This is a genomic window from Streptomyces sp. NPDC002054, assembly GCF_040296685.1.
Taxonomy (GTDB): domain Bacteria; phylum Actinomycetota; class Actinomycetes; order Streptomycetales; family Streptomycetaceae; genus Streptomyces.
Map to the genome: position 1 here is coordinate 13,276 of NZ_JBEOXT010000005.1, position 24,117 is coordinate 37,392.

Genomic DNA, 24,117 nt, shown 5'->3' on the forward strand with positions numbered 1-24,117 from the left:
TACCTTCCTAGGCCGGCGGAGCGAAGACCGCGTTGTCCGGCATCCGGTCGCGGAACGCAGCCGGGATGGTGCCCATGAGCCAGAGTCGGCGCGTCACGTGCACGGTGCCTGTCGGGTCGTCGAGCAGGACGTAGCGGGACTCCCCGCTCCCTACGTAGCCGATCTCCGGCGGGAACCCCTGCTCCTCGGTCCACGACAGGTAATGGACGCCGTCGATCCGAAGGGCACGCCGACCGTTCGGGTCTTGGTCACCGAGCATCGCGTACCCCAGGCACATCAGCCAGAAGTCACACGAGCTACACACCCGATACGCAGCCATCCGCGCACCGACACCTCGGATCTCCCGGTCCGTCCCCTTGTTCGGGCACAACTTGCACTGGAACACCGCGCCCTGCACGGTCGCGGGGCCCGGCCTCATGCGCCGGACCTACGCCGGATGTGCTTGCACCTAACACCGCGCTCGACATCCTGAAGTGAGGGCCTGCGGCGTGCCCCGCAGTCCATGCACTCGCTTTCCCAAGGCATCGAGCGAGCACCGGGGTAAGGCCCCTTAGGCTCGTAGCCGGCCGCTCGCATCACCTCCTCGGTCTCCCGCTCAGCGGCGGTCACCTCGGTGGTGGGCGGGGACCCGGCGACGGGCGGCGGGAGCTCGAAGCTCTGTGTGTTTCCCCCGAACAGCAATCCGAGGCTCACCCATTGCTTCTGCCGCGATGGAATGGTCATGGCAAGTCCTATCTCGCACGACTATGGGTCGCTTCCCCTGGGCCTACAGCTAGTGGCCCCCGGCGGTTCACACGGCTCGCGGCCGACCTATGTCCCACTTTCCTGGTGCAGGATCGCCGCCCTCGCTGCCCAGGCCAAGACGCTCTGTCCCCGCATGGACAGCCCAAGCCGGTTCCAGTGAAAGATCACGTGGTAGCTGAGCACCTGCCTCAGCCCCCGGTCGAGTGTCCCGTCCTGTACGGCACGGCGGAGTTCCTGCCCCGTGCTGCGGAAGGCGGCGGCCCACTCGGCGACGGGCTCCAACAGCCCGCCGGGGCGAAGCAGGACATCACTGTCGGCGAAGAGCAGCGGCCGGATCTCCTGGGCGCGGGCGTCGAGCCGGTCTGTCGGGACGTCGCTGACGGCCGATCGGTGCTCCTCCGTGATGACGCGGTGCCACACGTCACCCTGCTCGTACCACTCCAGGCCCGCGGCGCGCATCATGATCGTGCAGAGGAAAACGGACAGCTCGCGCGGTCCCACGCGCAGGTCTCCGCGGTGCCTCAGTTGCTGCGCCTCTCGGCTGTCGGTGACGAACAGTGCGTGCGCGGCCGTCATGCTGACCGCGCCCCCGAACGCTGCGGTCTCCGGCTCGTAGATCCCGGGCCACCACCGTTGCAGATGCCCGTCGGAGACGAGACGGTCGAAGCCGTCGCCGAGGGTCAGTTTGGTCCCGGTCTCGGCCTGTAGCCGAAGGCGCAGGCGCCAGCACGGATGCTTGCGGGTGTACCACCAGCCGCCCATGATCCCCGCGGCCCCTGCCTCCCGGAGCACGGGGAGCACGTGCGCGGTGAAGGTGGTGTCGGCGTCCGCCCAGTCGGTGAAGTGGAGATACACCTGCCACCACTCGTTGGTGGCGGCGTGGCGGTCCAGGGCCTCCCGGCCGGCCTGGTCGTAGATCGCCACCGCGTCGGAAAGGATCGTCGGTTCCATCCCGTACTGGGCTGCGACCTCGGGGATCGGCAGGCCGGCGAGAGCAGCGGAGACCGCGCGCTGGATCGGGCTCGGCTCCGTCAAGATCAGTTGATCAAGAGACATGCGTCCCATCCGGAGATCGGGGCCTGCTGTGAGGCGTAGGTGGTGAGGGCGAGCGCGGTACCGGCGTCGCCGTTGATCAGGCCGGGCTCGGGAAGGCAAGGCTGGGCGCTCGCTGCGAGGGTGTCGCCGAGGCGCTTCGGGAGGGTCTGAAGGCGGGGGTCGCGGGCATCGGCAGCGGCGCGGGTTGCGGTCTGGTAGATGCCTGCCCAGCCGTGGCACAGACCCGAGTCGGTGACGTGGGCGAGCTGTTCGGGGTCGGTCAGGGCGCGGTACAGGGCGTCCTCGTAGAACGCCTGGACGTCGGGGGCACGTAAGGCGAGCCCGGCGAGTTGCCCGGCCCGTGCGATGCCCGTGGTTCCGTAGCACCAGCTCGGCCGCGTGGGCGCGTCGTGGTGCGGGCGCCCGAGGTCGAGATCGCGGCGCGAGATGTGCTCGGGCCACCAGGGACCGGAGGGACTGAGCTGGCACCAGGCGTCAAGGTGTTCGCAGATGCTCCAGATGGCTTCGCGGTGGCCGCTGACGGCGATGCCGCGGCGCATGGCCTGGGCCAGCAGGAGGAGCGGGCCGGTGATGCCGTGGGCTGCACCGAAGTTGCCGTGGCCGCCCGGGAAGTGGGGGGACTCGCCACGGGCCGGGTCGTGGCGGACCCACCAGCCCGGCAGGCCGCGGCCGTCGGGGACAAGGGGGCGGGTCAGGGCAACGAGGTACTTCAGGACCCGTTCCAGGGGGAGCCCTTCGGGGTCGGTCCGCAGGAGGTACGCCCCGATGCCGGTGAGGCCGTAGAACAGGTCGTACTCGGCGAACGTGGGCAGGTCGCCCTTGCGGATGCGGGTGAGAGCGGCGTCCACCCGGCGGTGGGTCAGGTCGGTGATGTGCTGGTGCAGGGTCCGGCGCGCCGGTTCGTACAGGTGTTGGAAGGACGGCGGGACGGTGGTGAGGACGAAGCCTAGGGCCGGGGCGCCGAGGAACAGCCCGGCGGTGTCGGCCGCGCTGATGTGCCCGGCCGCTGCGGCGGTGATCCACCGGTGAGCGGGGCGCCAGGAGCCGCCGTGACGACTGGCCATCTCGATGTGCAGCAGGCTGATTCCGGCGGCGCCGTCGGCGAGGGACTGCACCGCCCAAGGCTCGTCCGGGGGCGGCGGAGTGGGTTGTGCGAGGTGGGCGGTGTACTGCTCCAGGATCGTCGTGGTGGTGGCGGCCGGCGCGGTCATCGGGCGGCCATCCTGTGCTGGAGGGCTGCCGTTCGTACGAGCCGGATCGTGGTCTCCTCGGCGCGCGGGTCGACGCCCAGGGCCCGGACGTGGTGCTGGTGCAGGAGAGACCGGGCGACGCCCAGGGGATCACGCTGGCCGGTCAAGGCGTTCCGGTAGGTGTCCACGGCGGCGGCGCGGGCCCGCCATGCTTCGGCGACCGCAGGGCCGCCGGGGAGGGCCGCGAGCGCGGAGGCGCCATTCGGCGCTGCGAGTTCGAGCACCTGGGTACGCAGGGCCCGGTTCAGTCGCCCCGTGCTCTGGGGGAGGTTGCGCACCAACCACTCCTCGGCCGCCGCGTTGTTCGGCGCCAGGGGGGTGACGAGGTGCAGGGCGCTGGCCGCGGCGAGGGCCTGCGGGGCGAAGGCGTCAGTGCGCTCGGTGAGCTGGATCTGTGTGAGGGCGGCGGCGGAGTCTGCGGCGAACACCTGGTGCGCGGCGTCCATGGCTGCCTCGCTGCCGAAGCGCCCAGTCTGCGGCTGGTAGGGAGCCAGGACGAGCCCGGCCGCCAGACCGGTCCCGTGCAGGCTGTCCGCCCAGGTACGAACGTGTTGGGCGGCGGCCCCGTATGCGTCCGGCGGCAGGTGCAGCGTGAGGTCGAGGTGCTGGTCGGCGTCCGGGCGGGCCATCTCCCGGTGCCGGGTGAACCACCAGACCGGCGGGGTGTCGCCGAACGCGGCGAGGAGGCTGGGCAGGTGGCGGCTCAGGATCTCGTCGTAGCGGCGCGGGTGGGCGTGGAGCTGCGCGAGCAGGACGTCACCGGCGCCCGGAAGGTGCCGCCCGGGGGTCGGCGGGGCGGCGGGGCGCGGCCGGGGCACATCGGCGGTGTCCGGCTGCAACCGGCCCAGGGAGAGCCAGATCTCGTGTGCCCGTCCGATCCAGCCGTGGGCGTCTGCGTCCGGGACCTCGCGCAGTTCCAGGCGCCGGGCGTTGTCGAGGTGGGCGCGCAGAGCCCGGCGGTGGACCGGGTGGGACAGGTCGAGGGGAAGGCGCTGGTCGTACTCGATGATTGCGACCTGCATGGGGACCCGTAGCCGGTCCCGCCAGGCGGTGAAGGCGTTCTCCCACTCCTCGGTCGAGGCTTTGCGGCCGGGCAGGTCGGCGGCCATCAGCAGCCATCGGGCCTGCGTGAGGATGGTGCGGCGGTAGCGCACGCGTGGGAGGAACGGGAGCCGGGAGCCGGCGCCGAAGTCGAACGGCTTGTAGGCGGCGTACCGCCCGTTGGCCACTTCGGCGAGGAACCGGGCCAGTGGTGGTGTCTGTGTCCCGCCTTCCAGGGCGTGCAGGACCCGCACGTCGATGCGCCGGCCGGTGGAGAGCTGCACGAGGTGGAAGCTGCGCGGGTCCGCGGTGACGGCGATGTCGGCGAGCGGGATCGTCGTCTCGTCCGTCTCCTGGTGGCCGGACAGCTCGATGACGTGCGGCAGCAGCCGCGGCGTACGGGTGACGTTCTCGTTGCGGTGGCGGCGCGGTGGGAACACGAGTTGCGCCGTGAGGGCGTCCGGCGCCCCGTGGTACGTGGCGGCGAGCGCGTCCTGATGCTCGGGCGGCAGGACGTGGGCGAACCGGCCGGCCATGCTGCTGCCGGGGCGGGGGACCGCGGTGAGGAGGACATCGAAGGTGCCGCTGGACAGTGCCCGGGTGCTGGGTGAGTGGACTTCGAAGGCGGCCTCCACCCGGGGCACGAACAGCCGCTCGTCCTCTCCGGCGGCCTTCTCCAAGGCGTCGACCATGGCGTCCGTCAGCCGTAGTTCATCGCTGCCGTCCAGGAGGACTTGCTGCATCAGCGCGAGCAGCAGTTCGTCGCGGTCGGTGCGCACCTTCAGGGCGGCGCCGCGTTCGGAGCCGACGTATCCGGCGGGCAGGCCAAGGCCGCTGTCGGCGACCAGGTCCATCACCGGCACCAGGGCGCCGACGCCGTACCGGGCCCGGAAGCGGCGGTGGTAGTCGCGCCAGTGCTGGTAGCCGTAGGGCTGCGGGGTGGTCCGGTAGAGGGCCGACACGGCTGCTTGCACTTCCGCGATCACGGACTGCGGGAGCTGGGTCTCGCAGTCGAGGGCGGTGTCAATGAGCAGCGGTGTCGGGGTGACGGTGGTGAGGTCGCGCATCCGCACGGCGACGGCGCTCACGCTGGTGTCGGAAAGCGTCGGCTGGTGGGCGGACACGTCGTCGCGCAGCGCGTACAGCGCATGGACCAGGTCCCGCACCTCGGGGACGTCGTCCGCCTGGTGCCGGTCCAGTTCGCGGCACAGGTGCTGAAAGCCGTCCACGGTGGTCATGGGCGCCCACAGGCTGGTGATGAGGAACTGCTGCTCGACCAGGCTGGTGAGAAGGGCGTCGATCTTCTCGGGTGTCGCTTGCGGGAAGCGGTCGCGCAGGTGGCTGTGGAGGTCGCCGTAGGGGATGGGGGTGCGGGCGGCGTCCATGGCGGCGGCCACCGGCCGGGCGTTGCGGACGGATATCTCGACCGGGGCCAGCAGGACGGCGTGGCCGTCGGAGGGCGGACCCGGTGCCACGAGCCGGTCGCCGCGTGCGCGGGCGGCGTTGTTGGCGAAGAGCGGTAACCGCTTCAGCAACGCGGGGGTGCGCTGGAGCCGGAGAACCATGTCGGTGACCCATTCGGCGTCCGGCCGAATCATCGCGCGGTGCTTGTCGCGCCACCGCGCGCTCGCCCGGGGCCCGACCGACACCGGGGCGGTGCCGGCGAACAGCCCGAGCGGGGTCGGCCGGTGCTGCCACCGCAGGAGGTAGGAGACCGTCGACAGCGCGGTGCGGCGGACGTGACGGGGCTCGGTCTGCCGGCCCCGGACGACGGCCTCGATGGCGTCGGACAGGACGGGGGTGGCCAGCTCCAGCGCGCTGCGGAAGTCCTCGCGCTGCCAGATGCGGTTCAGCCATCCGCGGGTGACGGCCACGTTGTCCAGGTCGAGGGTACGGGGGATGTCTGCCGGCCCGGGGCTGGTGGTGGCGCGCAGCATCGCAACGCCTTGCCACTGGTATCCGGCGGCTGCTCGGGAAGCCATGATGCCCTTCCATGAGGCGGCGCGGGGAGGGGGAGAGGGGCCTGTGGGCCGGGCGAAGCGCTTCGCCCGGCCCACAGGGGGTCGGCCTGGATCAGGCCGGGTCCTCGGTGAAGGAACCGCAGGCGGAGGCACCGTTCGCGCAGGTGGTGCCGCAGCCGTCGCCCGTGGTGCACATGAGGTGGCCGTACGAGTGCTCGGCGATGACGACCTTCACGTCCAGGGGCGCGAAGTCATCGTCGTCCAGGTCCGCCGACGGCGCGGGCGCGACCGGGGGCGGGGCGAGAGTGGCGCTCGTCATGATGTGCCCTTCTTCCTGTTGGGGTGGTGCGGGATTTCCTGGCTCCCGGTGTTACGCCGAGGGCCAGAAGAGCGAGACCCGGCTGTGCACCTTGTCGATGACCCGGTCGGCCGGGATCTGGTCATCGGGGGTGCCGGCCGGGTAGACCCGGATGACCGGGCTGGGCCCGCCGCGCCGGTTGGCCTCCCAGTCGCGGAGCACGTCGGCGATCTTGTCGGCGAACTGCTCCGCGTGCGGGCCGAGGGCGTGCGCGCCGTACTCCAGGTGCTTGTTGTCCTCGGTGCGGCGGGTGACGAGGTAGGCGAAGGTGTCGTCCTCGACGGCCGCGAGGGCGAACCGCTTGTTCACGGGGGCGACCAGCCCCGAGTCCGAGTGCTCATCGACGGCCATCGTGCAGAAGCCCGGCAGGGAGATCGCCATCGCCATCTGAAGGGTGTCGATGAGTTCCTGGATGCGGACGGTGACGCCGGTCCACAGTTCGTGGCGCGGAAACGTGACGGCGTTGTCGAGCCGGTGCGGGTCGGCCGGCAGGCCGTCATCGAACTTGAGCCCGATCTCCGGGGTGCCGTTGACCAGGAGGAGTTCTTCCCGGTGGGCGGTCGAGCCCTGCATCGGGACGAAGCCGCAGATCCGCGCCGACTCGCTTTCCAGGTAGGGACCGTGCTCGCCCGTGACCTGGATGAAGGCGACCGACCGGGTCAGGCCGCGCATCCGCAGCGGGACGACGAGCCGGCCGCCCTGCTTGAGCTGCGCGGTCCACGCCGGGGAGACGTCCCAGGCCCCGGCGGTCACCATCACGACGTCGACCTCACCGAGGTCCGGGATGGGCTCAGCGGCGTCGGCGGTGACGACGTGAACTCGGCCGTAGCCGTGCTCGTTCAGGAGCTGGCGCGCGAGATCGGTGACGACGGGGTCGATGTCCACGGTGACGACTTCACCGTCCTCGCCGACGAGTTCGGCGAGGTAGGCCGCGTTCAGCCCGCCCGAGCCGATCTCCAGGACCCGCATCCCAGGCTTCACCTGGGCCTGCTCCAGCATCATGGCCTGGATCTGCGGGGCGGAGACGGAGCTGAGCTGCACGCCGTGCTCGTCCGTCTTGGTGATCACGGCGGCGTACGTGTCGTACGCCTTGTCCAGCGGCGTGTCGGCCGGGGTGAACTCGTGCCGGGGCACCGTGCGCATCACGGCTTCGATCTCCGGGGAGGAGATGTTGCCGTCCGCGCAGAGCTCGTCCACCACCTTGTTCCGCAGGCGGGTCGCCTCGTCGGGCTCGACGGTCGTGTTCGTCATGGACTTCCTTCGGTCGTTCGTGTTCGGGGGCGGGTGGGCCGGCATGCGTGCCGGGGGCCGGGAGGCTATCGGCGAAAGCTCTCCGTTCTCGTCGGACCGCCGAAGGTTGGCGGGTTCGTGCTGGTGGACGGCGCGCGAAGGTCCAGCGCCGGTGGTGAGCCGCCCGGCGGTCCTGTCTGTACCACTCAGGAGAGCCGGGCGGCCGTCTAGGCGGCGGGCACAAGATCGTCCAGGTTGACGACCTTGTACTCCCGCAGTTCCCGTACGAGCTGGGAGGCCAGGAACATGCCGATCTGGGGATGGCGGTAGGGGATGGGGGAGTCCATGTCCGAGAGGGCCTGTAGGCCGTTCGCGCTCCACTGGTACGCGTGGCCGATCACGCCGTACAGCGGGAAACGTGTGGCGAGAAGCGCTACGTGGCCCCTTGCCCTGAGCCGTGGGCACCGGCCTGCCGCCATCCGGGCGTGCTCCAGACAGACCGGCGGCTGCGCGGTCTTCAGTGGACCGTCGTAGCCCTCTTCACCCGCCGTTTCCAGGAAGAGGATGCCGTCGGTGCGCTTCAACTGGACGGTGCATACCTGGCACCGCAGCAGCGCCATCGTCACGCGTTGACGGTGCGGGTGAACCATCCGCCAGCGCGGTGTCCCGCAGGGCTGCCCGAAGGTGTCGAGCGACATGGAGTAGCGGGCCCAGAGCACGCCCTTGAGGTCCCGGTCCGGCGGCGCCTCATCCACGTATCGGAGACGTGGCCGGCCGTCCGGCCCGCGGCCCATGCGTAGATTGAGGAATGAGTCGGCCTCTTCGCCCTCCCGGGCGGTGATGTAGGGCACGACGATCTGGGGAGCGGTGGTCACGCGGTGCTCCCGGCGGCGAGCGCGACCGGCCGGTGCGGAGCGACGATCTGGCCGTCCGGCAACAGCTCGCCGGTGTCCTCGAAGAGCAACACCCCGTTGCACAGCAAGCTCCAGCCCTGTTCAGGGTGGGCCACCGTGGGGCGGGCGGCCTCTCGGTCGGAAGCCTCGGCCGTGGGACACGGCGGGGTGTGCTGGCACATCGTACTCGTCGTCCTCTCAAGGCAGTGTGGGGAAGTTGGGCCCTCTTCGGCGACTACGAAGCCGTGGGGGAACACGGAGTGGAGGTTGCCGAAGAGGGTGTCTGTGGGCGTGCACGTACAAACGAGGTGATGGCGGACTCGCTGTAGCCGTAGAAGCGGCCGAAGACCGCGTCGTCCTCCCACCACTCGGGAGCGGGATCGCCCCACTCGACGGTGTGGCAGGTATCGCGGTACGGCGACCATCGGACGCGGAGGTCCGGAAAGCCGGGTTGATCCGTGAGGAGGCAGCGCGCCGCCGTCGCCAGAGTCAGCAGGTCGAAGGACATGTATCCGCCGCGGCGCGGCCCACCGACGGGAACGGCGAGGAGGGGCGCCCGAAAGACACGGACTGCTACGGCGTCAGCGAGAAGAGCGGGCTCCGCGAGACGGCTACGAAAGTACTCGTAGTCGTACGCTTCCGCAGCAGGGCGAAGGGAGATGGTGGGTGGGCGCGTCAGCGTCGTGACGGTGGTCAGCATTCGACCAGCCCCTTCACGATGCCGGCTTCTTCCAGGCGTTCCGCGAGCTCCAAGGTGACCCGGCCCAGCTTCCGCAGGAACGTCAGGGCCTCGTGCTCGTCGCCGGGCAGTTCTTCGGAACGCAACGTACGTGCTTGTTCGATCAGGTCGGCGATGTCCTGATGCTTCTTGTTGGCGTCGTCACGCAGACCTCGGTTCACGAGCTGCATGAGCGCCCCGCGGAAGCGCTGGGCGAGTACTTCGGCTTCGTCGTACCCGGGACCAGCGGCCCCGGGCCGGCTGCTGCCGCTTGCACCGGCCGCGTGGTGGCTGACTTCCTCGTTCAGGACGGTGTCCAGGCCGTCATAGACCGCATCCCAGTCCACAGGCTCCCAATTGCGCACAGCGCTCAACAGGTCATGGAGACCCAGCCTGCCGAGCGGCGGCGACCAGGGGTTCGTCGGGACCGTCGGGTCCTTGATGCGGACCGGCATGGTCTCCGGTCTCGTCGTCTCGTCGCGTAATGCGGTGTTCGTCATCAGCACGCCACCAAACTCAGCTCGCACCACGTGGTGGCGCCGTTGTCGCTGACACCCCACGCGCCCTGTCTGCTTCGGGCGATCTCCTGCACGAGGACCAGGCCGCGACCGTGTTCGTCGTCGTCTTCGGGGGTCTGTGCCGTGGGGCGGGGCCCTGTCACGCCATCGTGGACGCGGATGCACAGGACGCCATCGCGAAGGTCAAGGGTGAGCTGGATCTGCCTGCCGCCGCTGTGCACGATGGCGTTGGTGATCAGCTCGGAGACGATGAGGGTCGCGTCGTCGGCGACGCAGGCCAGACCGCGAGAGGTGAGTCGTTCCCGGGTTACGTGCCTCATGGCTCGGACGCGGGACTCATCTACCGGTGGGGGGAGTTCGCCGGGAGAGCGCTCGGTGATGGGGAACTTCTCCTCCACCAGGCCGCCGGGGCGAGGCGCGGTCAGGCGCTGCGGCGCCGGGCCGTTCACCGCTCCGTTCCGATCCGTGATGCTCCCTCGTGCCCAGCAGCGGGGACATCGAGCGAGGCGATGGGGTTGGCCCGGTGCCGCTGGCCGGGGACACGCCGCAGCAGACCCGCGAAGGCGGGCATCGGGGTAATCGAGGCGTCGGCGAGATTGCGTCGGCGCGCTCGATCGCCGGGGGTTCGCGCGGTCATCGAGCCTCCCCGTCCGCGATGGGGAAGAGCGCCCCGAGCTTGCCGTGAAGGTCAACCACTTCATCGGCCGTCAAGACCAGCGGAAGGGTCGCGGGCTCCGCGGTCCCCTCGTGCAGGTCGAGGGGGACCGCGAAACGACCGGCCTCCGTGTGCGCGACCCCGGCCTCACGAGCAAGGCGGAGGTGGCGCTTGGCGGGCGGTAAGGGCGCCGCGCCAGCTTCCGTCTGAGCGTGACTTGTCGTCATGACCCGTAAACGTAGGGCCACTTAGAAGTCCCACCCCTGAGAAAAAATCAGGGCTGAGTAACGCTCAGGGTTGTCATATGCCTACGCGGCGAGCCCGATGTGCTTCGCCACCGCACGCAGGTCGTCACGCCACATCGGCTTCTCACGCTTCAGCAGGTCGGCCACTGCTTCCCTGACCAGGGGTGAGAACACGATCTCCTCCGGCGACTGCTTCAGTAGCTTGCCGAGGATATGCACCGTGGCGTAGTCGTCCCGCTGGATGCGGTTGAGGTTCATTACCTCAATCAGGTACCGGGTCCGACGTTCAAGCGGGACCTCTTCGTTGACAGCGACGTGATCGGCAGCGCGGAGTGCTTCGCTGGTGTCGCCCTCCTCCGCCTTCAGATGTACCTCGTGCATGGCGAAGTTCGTCGGCCCGAAGCATGTGTGCCAGTGGTTGAGATCGCCGCCGACCCGGTCCACGGCCTGCTGCGCTCCGTTGTAGAGGTCCCAGGCCCCCGGGCCCTTTGTAGCGCGTACGGCGGCGACGGCGCCTTGCAGGTGCAGTGCTCCGTACGCGGACCAGTGTTCCGGGTTGGAGTCGTCGTGTGGCCGGCACTGGGCGATGGTCTGCCGGGCAAGTTCGTAGCTGTCTTCCACGTCTCCAGCGGAAGTGAGAACGCAGGCCAGGTTCCAGGCCGCAGCTGCGAGGAGGGCCGGGTCACCGGCGTTGTCCGCGAGGGAGAGGCCGCGGTCGGCCGCGATGCGGGCGAGGGTCGGTTCACCGACGCGGCGAAGCCAGATCTGGTGCAGGCCGTAGAGACTGATGAGCTGCCGGAGGACGGTGCCCTCCTGCTCAGACGAGGCGTCGCGCAGAGCGGCATGTCCCTGCCGCAGCAAGGTGGGCAGCCGCTCGCCGACGTCGCGGTACCGGTCGTCAGCCTGTGTCTCGTAGACCTTCCAGGCGTCCGTAACCGAGGACTCGAAGTCGTCGGAGGTGACTGACCCGATCCGCTGCGGAAGGAGGGAGGCGGGCAGCGACAGGGCCTGTCGGATGAGCGGAACGTGCTCGTGCTCCGTGCCTGCCGTAACGATTCCGGACACGTAGCCGCCCGTCAGGTCCTCCAGACTGCATCGCAGCTGCTTACTCAGGGCGATCAGGATCGGAAGCCGGTCCAGGGGCATCCGGTCATTCTCGATCTTGTAGACCCAGTTCTCTGACCTGCCGATTAGGTCTCCCAGCATCCTTTGGGACAAGCCCCGGCGCTCACGCCACCACTTGATCCGTTGGCCGATGCTGAACAACTCTCCGTCATACACCATGGGTTGACCGTTCGCCGTAGTGGACAGGGCACTCGCGTCAAGCGTAGGCCCAGGTGCTTCGGGGAGGGGCGATACTGGGGGTCTCTCCCTCTGGGGAGGGCACTCAACGGTCCCCCTGTCGCCCTGCGGCCGGGGGACCGCGTACACGTACGAAAGATCGGCAAGGAGGCCGCTTTGCCAGCCCCATACCGTGGCCTGATCCTCGACTTCGGTGGTGTGCTCACCACTCGGATGCGACTGAACGGGCAGGCGTTCGAGAGGACGGAGGGATTGACGCCAGGCGCGTATTTCGCGGCGCTGAATGAGCATCCCGACGGCGTCGCGATCTACGCAGCGCTGGAGGTCGGTGAGGCAACCCAGGAGGACTGGAACCGTGTCATCGGCGGCATCCTCGGTATCGACTCCACCGACCTGATGCGGCGCGCTCTGGCCAACCTTCACCCGGAGCCTCAGATCGTCGCTGCCGCGAAGCGCGCTCGCGCGGCAGGGATCAAGGTGGCCATGCTCAGCAACTCGTTCGGGATCGAGCCCTACAACCCGTACGAGGACAAGGGCATGTGGACGGACTTCTTCGATGCCGTGATCTTGTCGGAGCTGGAGGGCGTACGGAAGCCATCGCCGCTCATCTATCAGCGTGCGCTTGACGCCCTAGACCTGACCGGTCCTGAGTGCGTCTTCGTTGATGACCACGCGGAGAACCTGCCGCCCGCCGAGACCCTGGGCATCCGCACCGTGCACCACACGACCGACCCCACCGGCACAGCTGCCATCCTCGACTCACTTCTCCTCGATCCCGCTCCCGCCTGAACGAACAGAGCGAAACAGCTCGCCGGGGACGTCACGCCGGCCAACGAACGGTAGCAGCGTTCGAGGAACCCCTAGGGGCTCCTCGAACGCTGAAGGACAGGTACGGGCTCTTGCTGGAGGACGTTCTAGATCGCTGGGGACTCGGGCCCGTCGGGTTCAACCGGCCCCTCTGAAGGGGACACTCCCCCGTACGTAGGGCGCCTGGTGTCCGCTCTTCCAGGCTGATCATTTTTCGTGCCCGGGTCGGGGGTGACCTCACCAGGCTCCCGGGCGGCGACCTTCGTGAACACCTGCTCCGCGCGATCCAGGGTCAACCGCATCGTGCCGTATGGCCCCGCGGCGTATCCGGTCCGGTGCCCATGCAGGTGCAGTTCCTCCACTGCCTGAATGCCGGCGTCGACCTCCGGCACGTCGTCCGGTGGGACGAGGGCGTGCAGTTCCTCCGTCCACTCCCAACCGAGATCACGGAGCACGGTCCGGGCTTCCTCCTGCTCCCAGCCGCTTCGCGCCACCAGTCCGTGACGAGGGTCCGTCGAGAAGACCATGTTCGGGTCCGTCATCATCCGGCCACCATCTCCTCGACTCGTCCCGCAGATCCCGTCTCCTCGCCCTTGGCCGTGGGCCAGGCCGCGAGCTGGAAGCGCGCCGGACGGTCGTCGTGCCTGCCGACGCGGCATTCGTCGCCTGCCTTGCCCAACGTCTTGTTCATTCGGATGAGGAAGCGGTCGTACTGCTCATGCCAGATCACGGACGAGCCCGCCTCCGTGTACGCGTCTCCCCTTGCGAAGGCCAGGGCCACGATCTCGTATGCCAGGCCCCCGTGCTTCGCCCAGCATGGCGGGATGACGTCCTGCGGCTGCCAGGCGTACGTCCGGTTCAGCCAGCGGCACACGGAATCGAGCCACGCGGGCATCGGCTTGATCAGCTCCGCTGACAGGGCGCCGATGTCCCATGGGACGGGACCGTCGGCGGCCACGGACTCCTCCGTGCTCCGCTCCGCGATGTACTCCAGGATCAGTGCGGGCGGCTCGGGAAAGGGCTCGAATCGGGTCAGGGTCTCGGTCATGCGGCAGCCGCTCCTTCACGGCCGGCCCACGCCACCGCGTGGGCCTTGGCCCGGTTCTTCTTCTCCGTAGCCCGCCGGGTCCGCTCGGCTTCATTGGCGGCTCGAAGGTCACGGACGTGACCCTCGATCTCGGCCCAGGAATCCCAGGTCCACATGCCGTCGAGCCGGGTGACGATCGGCGGGAGGTTGTCCGCGAGGACCAGGGCGTGCCCCTCGGGAAGGCCCCTGATCTCGTCTCCTCGAAGGACGGGTTCGAGCGCCATGTGCGTGGCCGTCGAGTGGCCGCCGCGGTCTCCGCCGGACGTGGTCTTCGTCGTGCGCTCTCGCTCGACCTGACCACACAGGTCGGACATGTCCTTCAGGAAGTCGGGGTCCTTGTCCCCGGGCAGGACGATGACGTTGTTGGTGAAGGCCGCCAGCTCCTTGGCGGTGTCCTCGCCGAAACGGGCACGAGCCGACGCCCACGCCTGGAGGCCGTAGACCACTGTGATGCCTCGGCCCCGACCGTCGGCGACGCGTTGGCGGAGGGAGGGGATAGGCGCGATGTTCGGTGCCTCGTCCAAGGCCGCGAGGAGTGCGGGGTCGAGCCGCCCGGCCGGGGACGCGAGGGCGTGCGCCTCCGCGAAGTCCAGAAGGTCTTCGGCTATCGCGGTGGTCAGCGGCGCGACGCTGTTCACCTCGCTGTCCTTGCCGAGGAGGTAGAGGGTGCCCCCGGCGTCGAGGAACGCGCCGAAGTCCGTGGGGTCCTCTCCGTCTCCCTGAAGGGCGTTGATCACCGACTGGTGCATGAAGGGTTCGAGGGCCGCGTCGAGGGTCGAGGCGGTGTTGCCGACGGTGCGGCTGTCGCCCGTGGTGGCCGTGCGGAGCATGTCCGCCCAGCCGGGGCCGGCGCCCGGGTGAGCGTTGAGGATGCCGAGGGGTGCCGGGTCGGTCAGCTTGCGGGCCCAACGCAGAACCCAGTCGAGTGAGGCGCCGTCGAGGGCGGCGGCGTGGAAGAAGGCGGCGAGGATCTTGGACGCCTGCCCCTTGTAGAAGGCGCTGCCCTCGCTGGACTGTGCCGCACCGTTGGGGGTGCGCGAGCCCGCGACGAACGCCTTCCCGCGCATCATCGCCACCTCTGTGTCGGCTGCGCCGTTGATCGGCGTCCACCGGAAGCGCGGGAGGCTCGGCGCGATGTTCTGCGGGTCGAAGACGGCGACGGGGCGGCCGCCCCGCTGTCGCGCGTCGAGGGTCAGTTCGACCAGATCGGGCTTGGTCGAGGTGGCCAGGACCGGCCCGGCCCAGTTGCGGACGAGCGGGGCGAAGAACCGCAGAGTCTTTCCGCTGCCCATTGGGCCGATGACCCGGCATGCCTTGTCGGCGCGGGACCACAGCTCGACGCCCGTCGGGCGCTGCGACGTGCCCAGCGAGTAGCCGAAATCGTGAGGATCGAGGGGGTGGTGCATGACGTACTCCGGAGCGAGGTGGGCGGGCGACGAGGAAAGAGGGTCAGCGACCGGCGGGGCGGTCCTTCGCGAAGCTCACCCCGGTTGCGCGGCTGGAGTGGCGGTTGTCGCTGGTGAGGGAGGGGCGGATCTCGGTGGCCTTCAGGACTGCTTTGGCCGACATCTGGCGCTTGAGCTGTCCCTTGCTCGCGAATCCGGCGTTGCGCCGTCCGCGGTTCAGCAGGAACCAGAGCGTCACCAGGGCTACCGCGCACACGGCCGTCACGGCGTACAGGACAAGGGAGATGCCGCCGGGCATGATGTCCATTACTCGGCCCTCCGGGCGACGCGGGCCGCCAGGTAGCGCATCCGCCGGCCGCACAGCCGCGACATCGACGCGTCGGGCCCGGCACAGCGCGGGGGCGCGGTGTGAAAGGCGCTGTGCAGGTCCTCGGCGGCTCGCCAGATGTGGGCGACGGCCGTACGTACGCGTCCTCCAGCGGCGGAGTAGTCGCCGTGGTCCAGGACGAGGGCCAGCTCCTTCATACGCCGGGCGAGGTCGAGCGCTTCGGCGTGCAGCTGGTCGAGGTCCTGCCGCACCGCGCGCTCGTCGGCGGGAAGCGCGGTGTGGTCGGTGGTGACGGTCATGGCGAGGGCTCGTTCCGAATCTGCGTGGAAGGGGTCGGCGGTCGACAGGAGGCGGTGCCTGCTCATTCGGCGTCCGGGGAGGTGCTGGTCAGGTCGGTCATCGAGCCGGAGGAGAAACACAGGTGCTGCTCGGCCTCCACCAAGAGGTGCTGGACGCCGGGGTAGATCACCTCGCCGACCTTCCACAGCGCGATTCCGCGGCGCAGGCGCATGATGTGCTCGGCAGTCCAGGACGGCAGACCCAGCCGGGCCACCGTCGCTTCGGCCTCGGCCTTCTTCTGGCTGTAGATCACGATGGTGTCGGCCATCTTCAACGCCGCTTGGGTCTCCGGGCTGTCGTCGATGTCGGACAGGTGATGGACAATGAAGATGCAGCTCAGCCCGTATCCCCGCGCGAATTTCAGGAACTTCTCAAGCAACGAAGCGAGTTGGGGGGTCCCGAGGATGTGCCAGGCTTCCTCGCAGACGAGGATGCGCTTGCGCTGCGTGTAGCGGCGGCAGCCGGAGGCGGGGTTCGGCCCCAGCTCCCAGGCTCCGGAGTTCGCGTCGACCACGACGCGGTCGTGCTGTCCCGGCTCCGTCCCGCATTCGCACAGCGGGCGCAGCCAGACCTCTTCGAGGAAGACCGAGATCACGGCGACGAGGATGGTCATGGCGACGCCGCCCGACGGGACCTTGGTCAGGTCGAAAACGATCATGTCGGCGTCGAGATCCACGCCCAGGCTGGTCGGGCCGTCGAGCATGCCCGTCAGGTCGCCGGTGTCGTCCTGTTCGCTGCCGCACAGACGGTCCAGGACGTAGGACGCCTCCAGGCCGTCACCGAGAAGTTCGTCCCGCGTACGCTTCTTGGCCGTCGCGTCGGACTCCTCCGGGGACCGCAGCGCGGCGGAGACGTCGGCCAGGACCGGGGTTCGGCCGAGTTCTCCCGCCCGCTGGTGGGCCCTGCGGATCGCGATCCGCAGGGCAGAGCCGGCGAACTCGTCCAGGGCCTTGCCGAGGCCGAGTTCAACGATCGTGCGCACCAGCTCGACTTGCCGCTTACCCGCGATGGCCGGGTCCATCGGGTTGATGCACGAGGCACCACGGCCGCCGCCGGGCGCGAACTTCACCGGGGCCTTGCCGGTCAGCGAGCGGCCGAGCGCGGCCCACTCGCCTTCCTCGCGCTCCTTCTGCTCCTTGGTGTCGAGGACGACCACCTGACGCCCGAGGCGGATCTGCCGGGCCGCGTACGTTTTGGTCAGAGCCGACTTGCCCCGGCCCGTGTCCCCCATGACGATCATGTTGCCGCCGGGCAGGCCGTCACCGAACGCCGAGAACGGGCAGTAGATGAACGCCTTGCCCGAGTACAGCTCCCGGCCGATGATCGCGCCCGCCGTGCCGAGGGTCGGCGGGGCGATCGGCAGGTACAGGGCCTGGCTGGTGGTCGTCTCGGTGTAGAGGGGACGGCGCACCGTCTCGTGCATCGGCGACAGCGGGGCGAGGTCGAGGAGGTCGGTCACTTGATGCCTCCGGCGAGGGGCAGGGTCGTGGCGAAGGCACGGGCGTGTTCGAGGTCGAGCCATTCGATCCGCAGGTGCGCGTTGCGGGCGCGGGAGGCGGTGGTGCGCTTGGTGCGCTCCAGCTCTTCGGCGCTGCGCGAGGAGATGGTGATGTAGCCGACGACGGCGGAGCCGGCCGCGCCGGAGGAGGCCAGGGTCATGCCGCGTGATCCGGTGGCGCTGGCGGCGATCTGGTCGCGCGGGTCGATGTTCTTGCCGCGCTTCCGGTCGCGGTCGATTTCGGCCTGGTTGTTCGTGTCCTCCGCGAGCATCCGCTCCACGGCCTTGTCGTTGGGTTCGAGCTGCTGCGTGATCGAGATAGTGCGGATGACGTCGGGCATCCCGATCAGCAGAGGCGAGAGGAAGTCGGGGCCGACTGGGGTCGTGGGCCATCCGACGACGGCGGCCGTGGCGTGGTACCAGCTGTCCGTGGAGCCTGCCGCGCGGGTGGCAACGTGGGCACCGTCGCGGACGTCGACGTTGCGGGGGAAGGCGTGCGCCTGTCGGAGGTCGGTGTCCCAGATGGCGTGGTCAGGGTCGTAGGAGTTGCGGATGAACGCGGTCATCCGGCCTTCGTCCAGAGGCGCGATCACGGAGAGGTCGGCGTCCTCCGCGCGGGACCACAGCTCATCCAGGTACGCGGCCATGGCCGCGGCGATCCCTTCGTCCCCAGTGCCGCGGGCGGCGCCCTCGGCCGCCAGGTCGCGGGTGAACCGGGCGTGGATGGTGATGTAGTAGCGGTGTTCCTCGGCGCTGGTGGAGACGGCGTTGGCCAGTACGTCGTACGAGTCCTTCAGCCACTGCGGGGCGTCCGTCGTAGCGGCCGACTCGTCGCGCTGCGCGATGTAACGCTGGTGGGCGTAGGGGTCCGACTTCATCTGCCGGGCCAGGACCTGGATGCGCTTCACCGGGTGTTCCTCGACGTTCCCGAAGGCGTCGAGAAGTTCGCCCCAGCGTTCCAGGGCCACGATCTGCTCACCGACTTCCTTGCCGCCGAGGCCGGGAGAAGCGATCTCCAGAGTGGCTGTGACGCACCCGGCCTCAGGCTGGAGGACCACGACGGCCCGCTGACCGCGGACCGTGACCGGCACCCACGTCATGCCCGTGACGCCTTCCGGCTCCACAAGAGCGGCGTCCGGGGGCGTGCCGTTGGCTCGCACGCCGGCCTCGACAGCCGGGGACACCCACACGCCGCCGGTACGGCGGAGCGCCTTGCGGTAGTAGCGGTTGATCCGCCACCAGCGGTAGAGGGTGCGCCGCTGGGACGTGCCCTTGGGCCGGTACGGGGCGTACACGATGACCAGGGCGAGCAGGATCGGCAGGACCAGGCACGTCGCGGCGATAGCCGTCACGCCGTTGAAGAGGTAGCCGAAGAGGATGCCGGTGACGGCGCCGCCGCCGAGGACGACCTGTTCGCCGAGGTCGCGGCGGCCGACCAGCCCTGTGGGGCGGTGCTTTCCGAACTGATACGTACGAGTCGACATGGAGGGTCACTGATCCTTGCTGGGGTTCGGTCGTCCGGGTGCCTGGCCGCCCGAGGGCCGCGACGGCGGCGGGGGCGTGACGGAGGGCCCGGTGCCCGAGTTGGTTCCTGATGCGGAGGAGGGGGAGGCGGGTGGTGTCGGGCCCGAGGTTCCCGTGCCGGTTGACGGCGGGGATGGCGGCTGTGCTGTGCTCGGTGCCCCGTTGGCTTCCGGTGCGCGTCCGGCCGAGGCGTGGCCACCGGCCGAGGACCAGTCCGGAGAAGAGCTGACGACCGGGTCGGAGGTCGCTCCCTGGGGACGAGCGGCGGCCGGTGCACCGGACGTTCCGGCGGTGTCCTCGCCGCCCTGCTGGCTTTCGGGCTGTGCGGGCTTGCCGCCGCCTGCGGCGTCGGTGCCCTGCGCGCCCGGGGAGCTGGTGGCCTTGTTCTTCGCCATGTCGACGCCGGCCTTGGCAATGGCGGCCCCGGCCGCGACCGGTCCGGCTACAGCAGTTCCGCCGCCCATCTTCGCGCCAGCGGCCTTGGCGCCAGCGGTCTTGGAGCCGCCGACCAAGGAGTCCTGGACACGAGCACCCATCGCCCTGTTGGCGTGCTGGGCGGGGCCGTCGATCGCGGCGGCCGGGCCGGAGGACTGTGCACTCTTCCGGTCGTGGTGGAGGCTGGCCATCTCGTCGCCGAAGGCGGGCACCCACTTGTAGAGCGTGGCGGACGCGAAGACGGCGAGCAGGAGGATCAACGCGCCGACCAAGGTCTTGGAGACCGCGTCGGACATGCTCCCCGATGTGTCGCTGAGGATCGCGCCGCCCAGGCCCAGCAGGGCGAACAAGATCGGTTTACTCAGGCCGATGGCGAAGATGGCGCCGAACCACTTCTTCGACTTGCCCCACAGGTCGCGATCGACCAGCCCGGCGTTGACGATCGGCCCGAGCGCGACGGCCACGTAGATGGCCGCGCTGCGGATCAGCAGCTCGATCCACATCAGCAGGGCGCCGCACATCATGATGAGGTTGACGACGAGCAGCTGTCCCACGCCCTCCGTGGGGTTGGCTGCCATGACCTTGAGGATGTTCTCCAGGAACGGCTTGAAGTTGCTCGTCGCGTACGGCTCGAAGACGGCCGTGACTTCGTCAATGGCCTTCATCAGCAGCGCGATTGCGCCCGGCGTCATGGCGTTGACCACGAACTGGAGGAGCAGGAAGCCGATCGCCTCGGAGACGGCGGTGGTCAGGGCGACTCCGCGGACCGCCCGCTTGGCGACAGCGATCAACCAGAGGGCCACGGTGAGCAGGCTGGAGGCCGCGAAGATGATCGCGTACTGCTTCAGGAAGCCGGGGCTCGTCAGGTCGATCTTCGTGGTGTTCTGGATCAGCTCCAGCATCTTGCGCAGGAACCAGATGTTCGCCTCGGTGAGCTTCTGGAGCAGGAACCCCAGCGGGTCCTTGACGAAGTCAATGGCTGCCTTCGCCTCACACACCATCGGGATGTAGCAGAAGGGGTTCGCCACCGCCGAAGGCACGAACACGAACCCGATGATCACGTTGACCATCGCCACCGCCTGGAGGCGGCGGCGCCAGCGCCCCGGCGCTCCCCGCTCGATGGTCAGCAGGCCGGGGGCGTCGTCACGCAGTCGCAGGCGCATTGCTGGCACCCCCCACGTCCGCGAAGCTGTCGGCCGGGGTCGCCTCCTGCATGGCCGGCGGAGACGGCACGAGCGGTTCGGACGGCGTGACGGCCGTCGTCTTCCAGGTGCCGTCCTCCCAGACCAGATCCACGGTCATCCGCAGGAAGGCGACCTGCGGGCGCTGCGTCTCGTCCTTCCCGGCGACGCCCCCAACCGACGCCGTCCACAGCTCCATGCTCGCGGCCTGGTCGGAGTAGGAGATCGAGCGGGTGGCGAGCGCCGCAGTCCGCGTGATCAGCTCGCTGCCGTCGGCGGTCGTCCCGTCCGCACCGACACCGCGGTTCTCCATGACCAGACGAGCCGTCGAGTCGGTGTCCGAGGTGACCGAGTGCAGCACGCTCGACGCGGCCGTGGCCGACAGCATCCGGTGCCGCCAGTCCTCATCGGTGAAGAACCGCGGGTCGCCGTAGAGCATGGTGGCGCTGACGGCAGCGGCACGAGCGCCGCGCTCGTTGTGTCCGTACGGTGCCGGGAATCCACTTCGGTCTTCGGCGCCGCTCAGCACGGGGTCTTCTGCAGCGCCCGGGGCGTAGTCCGAGAAGTCGGCCGGCACGTTGGACGCCTGCCGCACGTCGATCGGAGCGACCAGCCCCTTTGAGGCCGAGCTGTCCTTCAGCTTCCAGTCGTTGTCCTCCCAGGTGAGCGTCACCGTCACCGACTGGAAACCCGTCTTCGGTGTCTCGTGCCCGGCCGCGCTGCCGCGAACCGTCGTGGTCCACAGCCGCACCATCGCGCCGTGGGCGTCGAAGCCCAGGACGTGAGCCGACAGGACCCCGGTACGGGTGATGGCCTTCTCGGCGGAGACCTTGGAGGTGTCGCCTCGCAATGAGCCAACCGCGTTCTCCGCCGCGTGGTCGGCCTTCTTCACCACCGTTCCGGCCGTGTCCTTGGCCGCCATGACGGCCACCGCACGGTGCCGAGCGTCCTTGTCCATGAGGAACCGGGAACTGCCGACGATGGTCGTGTAGTTGGCCGCCGCGGCCTTGGCACCGGATCGAGTGCGCGGATAGCCGACAGGGACGCCGTGCAGCTCACGCACGCCTTCGCCGCTCGCCTGCGGAGCTGAGTGAGAGGGTGCTGACGCGGAGGGGGCCGTGGCCGGAGAAGTGCCTGTCGTCATGCTGACGACCACCCCGGCCGCGGTGACGACTGCCGCGCCGCCGGCCGCGATGCCCCAGAGCTTGGCCGACGAGCGGCGCACTCCGCTGGCTTTCGAGGAGGAAACGTTCCTCCGGGATCGGATAGGCATGGATCACACACCCATGCCGTACGTGATGGCGAAGATGGTTCCGAAGCTAGCCACGAGGAAGACGCAGGTCAGACCGCCGACCATCATCCCCTTGCCGCGCGAGCTGTCCATCGTGGAGTGGCCTTCGCCGAACCAGCCCTTCGACTTGCCGACACCGGCCAGGAAGGCGCCGGCGCCGACGACGAGGACGACGGCCGCGATGACGCCGAGGATCACCTTCGCCGTGCCGCCGAGCTTCCCGAAGGGGCCCCAGTCCGGCTTCACGCCGGACACGACATCGGCACCGGCGGCGAGGGTCGTGTGCAGGGAGGGATCGGCGGCGGCAGACAGGAGGTTGTGCATTTTCAGCCCCTTGGTGCTGTAGGTGTCTTTTTTGGATGTTTTGGTGTGATTAGCCGACGTGCCGCATCGCGATGATCTGCGGTTTCCAGTAGCTGAGCGGCTTGATCCGCACCTGAGCCCCGGTGCGCGGGGCGTCGATCACCTGGCCGCCGCCGATGTACATGCCGACGTGCTCAGGTCCGGCGCTGCCGGGAACGGTGAACAGCAGGTCGCCCGGGACGAGTTGGGAGATGTCCTTGACGGCGGTCCCTGCGTGGACCTGGTCGTACGTGGTGCGCGGCAGGTTCACTCCCGCCGCCGACCAGGCCATCTTGGTGAGCGAGGAGCAGTCGCAGCCGCCCGCGCCCTCGTACGGCATGACACAGCTGCCGCCCCAGCGGTACCAGGTACCCAGGGCCGTCTTCGCGGCCGAGATCGCGCGGGCGGCACCCTTGCCGGCCGGTGCGTCCGGGCTGACGGCGTCGGCCCATTCCGAGGCCAGCGCGCGGATGATGCGCACGTAGTTACGGGTCTCGGAATACGGCGGGATGCCGCCGTACTTGATCACCGCGCCGCCGCCCGCGTTGTAAGCGGCCAGCATGTTGTCCGTCGAGTCGCCCGGCACCTTCTTGACCTCTTTGGCCAAGGTGCAGTCGTACGCGGCCTGCGCGGCGATGGCGTCGGCAGGGTTCCGGACATCCTTGACCCCGTCTCCGTCGCCGTCCTTGCCGTGCTGAGCCCAGGTCCCCGGCATGAATTGCGCGATGCCGAGGGCGCCGACGGGTGACGTCGCACCGGAGTTGAATTTGCTTTCGGTGTAGAGCTGAGCAGCAAGGAGCGAAGCTGTGACCTGCGGGCACTCTCCTGCGTGCTTGTTGATCAACTCGCGTACCCAGCCCGGTACGGGTGCGTCCGTCTTGATGCCCCCGCCCGGACCGGTCTCCTGCGCCGAGGCGCTGTCGGCCCCTCCGAACGTGGTCAGCATGGCGACACCAGTGATGAGCCCGGCCGAGACGAGTCCCAGGCCAGCTTGCGTGCCCTTGTTCATCGCGGCCCCGTCACGCCCAGGGCAAGGCGGTGACGCGCCAGCCCTTGGAGGTGTGCTCCAGGCGGAGCGCGAGCTGTTCGCTACTGCTGCGCGGGTGCCCGGACTTGGGGGAGGTCGTGAGGATGTAGCTCACGCGGACGAGAGCGGAGGAGGCCGTCATCGCGGGTGCGCCGTCGGGGACCACGGCGGCCGTGATCTTGGCCGTCTGGCGAGCCTTCTCGTCCCGCAGGGCGGCCCAGGCGGCGTCTTGGCCCGGCCGCTTCTGGGCGAGCACGCCCGCGAGTTCCCCCGAGGCGAGCCGGGCGGCCCGAGCGCCGGCATCCGCGTACGAGCTGTCTGCGCCGTCGCGGGCGTCGTGCTGCGCGTAGGCCACAGTGAAGGCCCGCGCGGTCCGCTCAACGTCGTTCGGCAGGCCGGTAGTTGACGCGGATGCGGTAGCGCCGCTGTGCGGTGTCGCCGTGTCGGGGATGCCCGTCGAGACGGAGTGCGGCTGTGCCGACGCGGTCGGTGCCGCGGAGGTGTCGTTGGCCGAGCTGGAGCAGCCGGTCGACAGGAAGGCCAGAGAACCAGCCACCCCTATTGCGGCCGATATAGGTATGAAACGGGTCGATCGAGGCATGCGGGGACCACAACCTTGGTGCATTGGATTTCGGAAGTGCGAGCGGCGCGGCCCTGCGGGGGCGGGGGCCGCGCCGCTCCTTCGCAGGAAGAAGGGGGATTCCTCCTGCGGGCTTTACCGGCGAATGCCGGGGAATTCGCAGAGCAGGCCGGAGCGTGAAGCTCTATCTGCCTGTCTCATCTGCGGAAGGGTTCGATCGTGTTTCGCATCTGCGGGACGGTTGAGCTGTCGGGCGCGTTACTCATATCAAGGCCATCAGCCCCTTCCGTGAGTCGGGCGA

General features: G+C 69.4%; 25 protein-coding genes. 1 reads left to right on the forward strand and 24 read right to left on the reverse strand.

Features of this window, described 5'->3' with window-relative positions:
- Positions 1–7: 7 nt before the first annotated feature.
- The 12 genes from ABT123_RS05795 to ABT123_RS05850 all read right to left on the reverse strand — a co-directional run bounded on the left by ABT123_RS05795 (position 8) and on the right by ABT123_RS05850 (position 11,935).
- Complete coding sequence (locus ABT123_RS05795) at positions 8–259, reverse strand: hypothetical protein (protein ID WP_351310172.1); 252 nt, start codon at positions 257–259, stop codon at positions 8–10.
- Positions 260–810: 551 nt separating this feature from the next.
- Positions 811–1,779 (reverse strand): thiopeptide-type bacteriocin biosynthesis protein, encoded by a 969-nt coding sequence (locus tag ABT123_RS05800; protein ID WP_351310174.1) that lies wholly within the window; start codon positions 1,777–1,779, stop codon positions 811–813.
- Between the two features lie 2 nt (positions 1,780–1,781).
- Positions 1,782–3,011, reverse strand: coding sequence for a lanthionine synthetase C family protein (locus tag ABT123_RS05805; protein WP_351310175.1), 1,230 nt, complete (start codon positions 3,009–3,011; stop codon positions 1,782–1,784).
- Positions 3,008–6,073 carry a lantibiotic dehydratase gene (locus ABT123_RS05810; protein WP_351310177.1) on the reverse strand — a complete coding sequence of 1,022 codons (3,066 nt, stop codon included), beginning with the start codon at positions 6,071–6,073 and terminating at the stop codon, positions 3,008–3,010. The genes ABT123_RS05805 and ABT123_RS05810 overlap by 4 nt, the downstream gene beginning before the upstream one ends.
- A gap of 91 nt (positions 6,074–6,164) precedes the next feature.
- Complete coding sequence (gene fxlA, locus ABT123_RS05815) at positions 6,165–6,371, reverse strand: FxLD family lanthipeptide (protein ID WP_351310179.1); 207 nt, start codon at positions 6,369–6,371, stop codon at positions 6,165–6,167.
- A gap of 51 nt (positions 6,372–6,422) precedes the next feature.
- Complete coding sequence (gene fxlM, locus ABT123_RS05820) at positions 6,423–7,661, reverse strand: methyltransferase, FxLD system (protein ID WP_351310180.1); 1,239 nt, start codon at positions 7,659–7,661, stop codon at positions 6,423–6,425.
- Between the two features lie 206 nt (positions 7,662–7,867).
- Positions 7,868–8,515 carry a hypothetical protein gene (locus ABT123_RS05825; protein WP_351310182.1) on the reverse strand — a complete coding sequence of 216 codons (648 nt, stop codon included), beginning with the start codon at positions 8,513–8,515 and terminating at the stop codon, positions 7,868–7,870.
- Complete coding sequence (locus ABT123_RS05830; protein ID WP_055643646.1) at positions 8,512–8,715, reverse strand: DUF5999 family protein; 204 nt, start codon at positions 8,713–8,715, stop codon at positions 8,512–8,514. Before ABT123_RS05830 ends, ABT123_RS05825 begins: the two co-directional genes overlap by 4 nt.
- A 53-nt stretch (positions 8,716–8,768) precedes the next feature.
- Positions 8,769–9,233 carry a DUF6302 family protein gene (locus tag ABT123_RS05835; protein WP_351310184.1) on the reverse strand — a complete coding sequence of 155 codons (465 nt, stop codon included), beginning with the start codon at positions 9,231–9,233 and terminating at the stop codon, positions 8,769–8,771.
- A complete protein-coding gene (locus ABT123_RS05840; protein ID WP_351310186.1) occupies positions 9,227–9,751 on the reverse strand; it encodes a DUF6415 family natural product biosynthesis protein in 525 nt (174 codons plus the stop codon). Before ABT123_RS05840 ends, ABT123_RS05835 begins: the two co-directional genes overlap by 7 nt.
- On the reverse strand, positions 9,751–10,167 hold the full coding sequence (locus ABT123_RS36705) for an ATP-binding protein (protein ID WP_502970888.1): 417 nt from the start codon (positions 10,165–10,167) through the stop codon (positions 9,751–9,753). The genes ABT123_RS05840 and ABT123_RS36705 overlap by 1 nt, the downstream gene beginning before the upstream one ends.
- A gap of 565 nt (positions 10,168–10,732) precedes the next feature.
- Positions 10,733–11,935, reverse strand: a complete 1,203-nt coding sequence (locus ABT123_RS05850) for a helix-turn-helix domain-containing protein (protein ID WP_351310190.1) — start codon at positions 11,933–11,935, stop codon at positions 10,733–10,735.
- 192 nt (positions 11,936–12,127) lie between these two features.
- Here ABT123_RS05850 and ABT123_RS05855 point away from each other — a divergent pair, with 192 nt between their 5' ends.
- Positions 12,128–12,760, forward strand: a complete 633-nt coding sequence (locus tag ABT123_RS05855; RefSeq protein WP_055643649.1) for an HAD-IA family hydrolase — start codon at positions 12,128–12,130, stop codon at positions 12,758–12,760.
- 125 nt (positions 12,761–12,885) lie between these two features.
- Here ABT123_RS05855 and ABT123_RS05860 read toward each other — a convergent pair whose 3' ends face one another.
- From ABT123_RS05860 to ABT123_RS05915, 12 genes are all read right to left on the reverse strand, one after another.
- Complete coding sequence (locus ABT123_RS05860) at positions 12,886–13,323, reverse strand: hypothetical protein (RefSeq protein ID WP_351310192.1); 438 nt, start codon at positions 13,321–13,323, stop codon at positions 12,886–12,888.
- The gene (locus ABT123_RS05865; RefSeq protein WP_351310194.1) at positions 13,320–13,826 is read right to left on the reverse strand and encodes a hypothetical protein; all 507 of its coding nucleotides are present in this window, start codon (positions 13,824–13,826) and stop codon (positions 13,320–13,322) included. Before ABT123_RS05865 ends, ABT123_RS05860 begins: the two co-directional genes overlap by 4 nt.
- Complete coding sequence (locus ABT123_RS05870) at positions 13,823–15,271, reverse strand: type IV secretory system conjugative DNA transfer family protein (protein WP_351310196.1); 1,449 nt, start codon at positions 15,269–15,271, stop codon at positions 13,823–13,825. The genes ABT123_RS05865 and ABT123_RS05870 overlap by 4 nt, the downstream gene beginning before the upstream one ends.
- A gap of 43 nt (positions 15,272–15,314) precedes the next feature.
- Positions 15,315–15,578 (reverse strand): hypothetical protein, encoded by a 264-nt coding sequence (locus ABT123_RS05875; protein ID WP_351310198.1) that lies wholly within the window; start codon positions 15,576–15,578, stop codon positions 15,315–15,317.
- Positions 15,578–15,964, reverse strand: coding sequence for a DUF6238 family protein (locus ABT123_RS05880; RefSeq protein WP_351310200.1), 387 nt, complete (start codon positions 15,962–15,964; stop codon positions 15,578–15,580). Before ABT123_RS05880 ends, ABT123_RS05875 begins: the two co-directional genes overlap by 1 nt.
- Positions 15,961–17,397 (reverse strand): putative type IV secretion/conjugal transfer ATPase, encoded by a 1,437-nt coding sequence (locus tag ABT123_RS05885; protein WP_055643655.1) that lies wholly within the window; start codon positions 17,395–17,397, stop codon positions 15,961–15,963. The genes ABT123_RS05880 and ABT123_RS05885 overlap by 4 nt, the downstream gene beginning before the upstream one ends.
- Positions 17,394–18,920: an SCO6880 family protein gene (locus ABT123_RS05890; protein ID WP_351310202.1), complete on the reverse strand. Its 1,527-nt coding sequence runs from the start codon at positions 18,918–18,920 to the stop codon at positions 17,394–17,396. Before ABT123_RS05890 ends, ABT123_RS05885 begins: the two co-directional genes overlap by 4 nt.
- A 6-nt stretch (positions 18,921–18,926) precedes the next feature.
- Positions 18,927–20,558: a hypothetical protein gene (locus ABT123_RS05895; protein ID WP_351310204.1), complete on the reverse strand. Its 1,632-nt coding sequence runs from the start codon at positions 20,556–20,558 to the stop codon at positions 18,927–18,929.
- On the reverse strand, positions 20,539–21,639 hold the full coding sequence (locus ABT123_RS05900) for a hypothetical protein (RefSeq protein ID WP_351310206.1): 1,101 nt from the start codon (positions 21,637–21,639) through the stop codon (positions 20,539–20,541). The genes ABT123_RS05895 and ABT123_RS05900 overlap by 20 nt, the downstream gene beginning before the upstream one ends.
- A 213-nt stretch (positions 21,640–21,852) precedes the next feature.
- Complete coding sequence (locus ABT123_RS05905; protein WP_007447287.1) at positions 21,853–22,191, reverse strand: DUF8827 family protein; 339 nt, start codon at positions 22,189–22,191, stop codon at positions 21,853–21,855.
- A 49-nt stretch (positions 22,192–22,240) separates the two neighbouring features.
- Entirely contained in the window at positions 22,241–23,218 is a 978-nt protein-coding gene (locus ABT123_RS05910; protein WP_351310208.1) for a C40 family peptidase, read from the reverse strand.
- A 10-nt stretch (positions 23,219–23,228) separates the two neighbouring features.
- A complete protein-coding gene (locus ABT123_RS05915; RefSeq protein WP_351310210.1) occupies positions 23,229–23,792 on the reverse strand; it encodes a hypothetical protein in 564 nt (187 codons plus the stop codon).
- Positions 23,793–24,117: the final 325 nt, after the last annotated feature.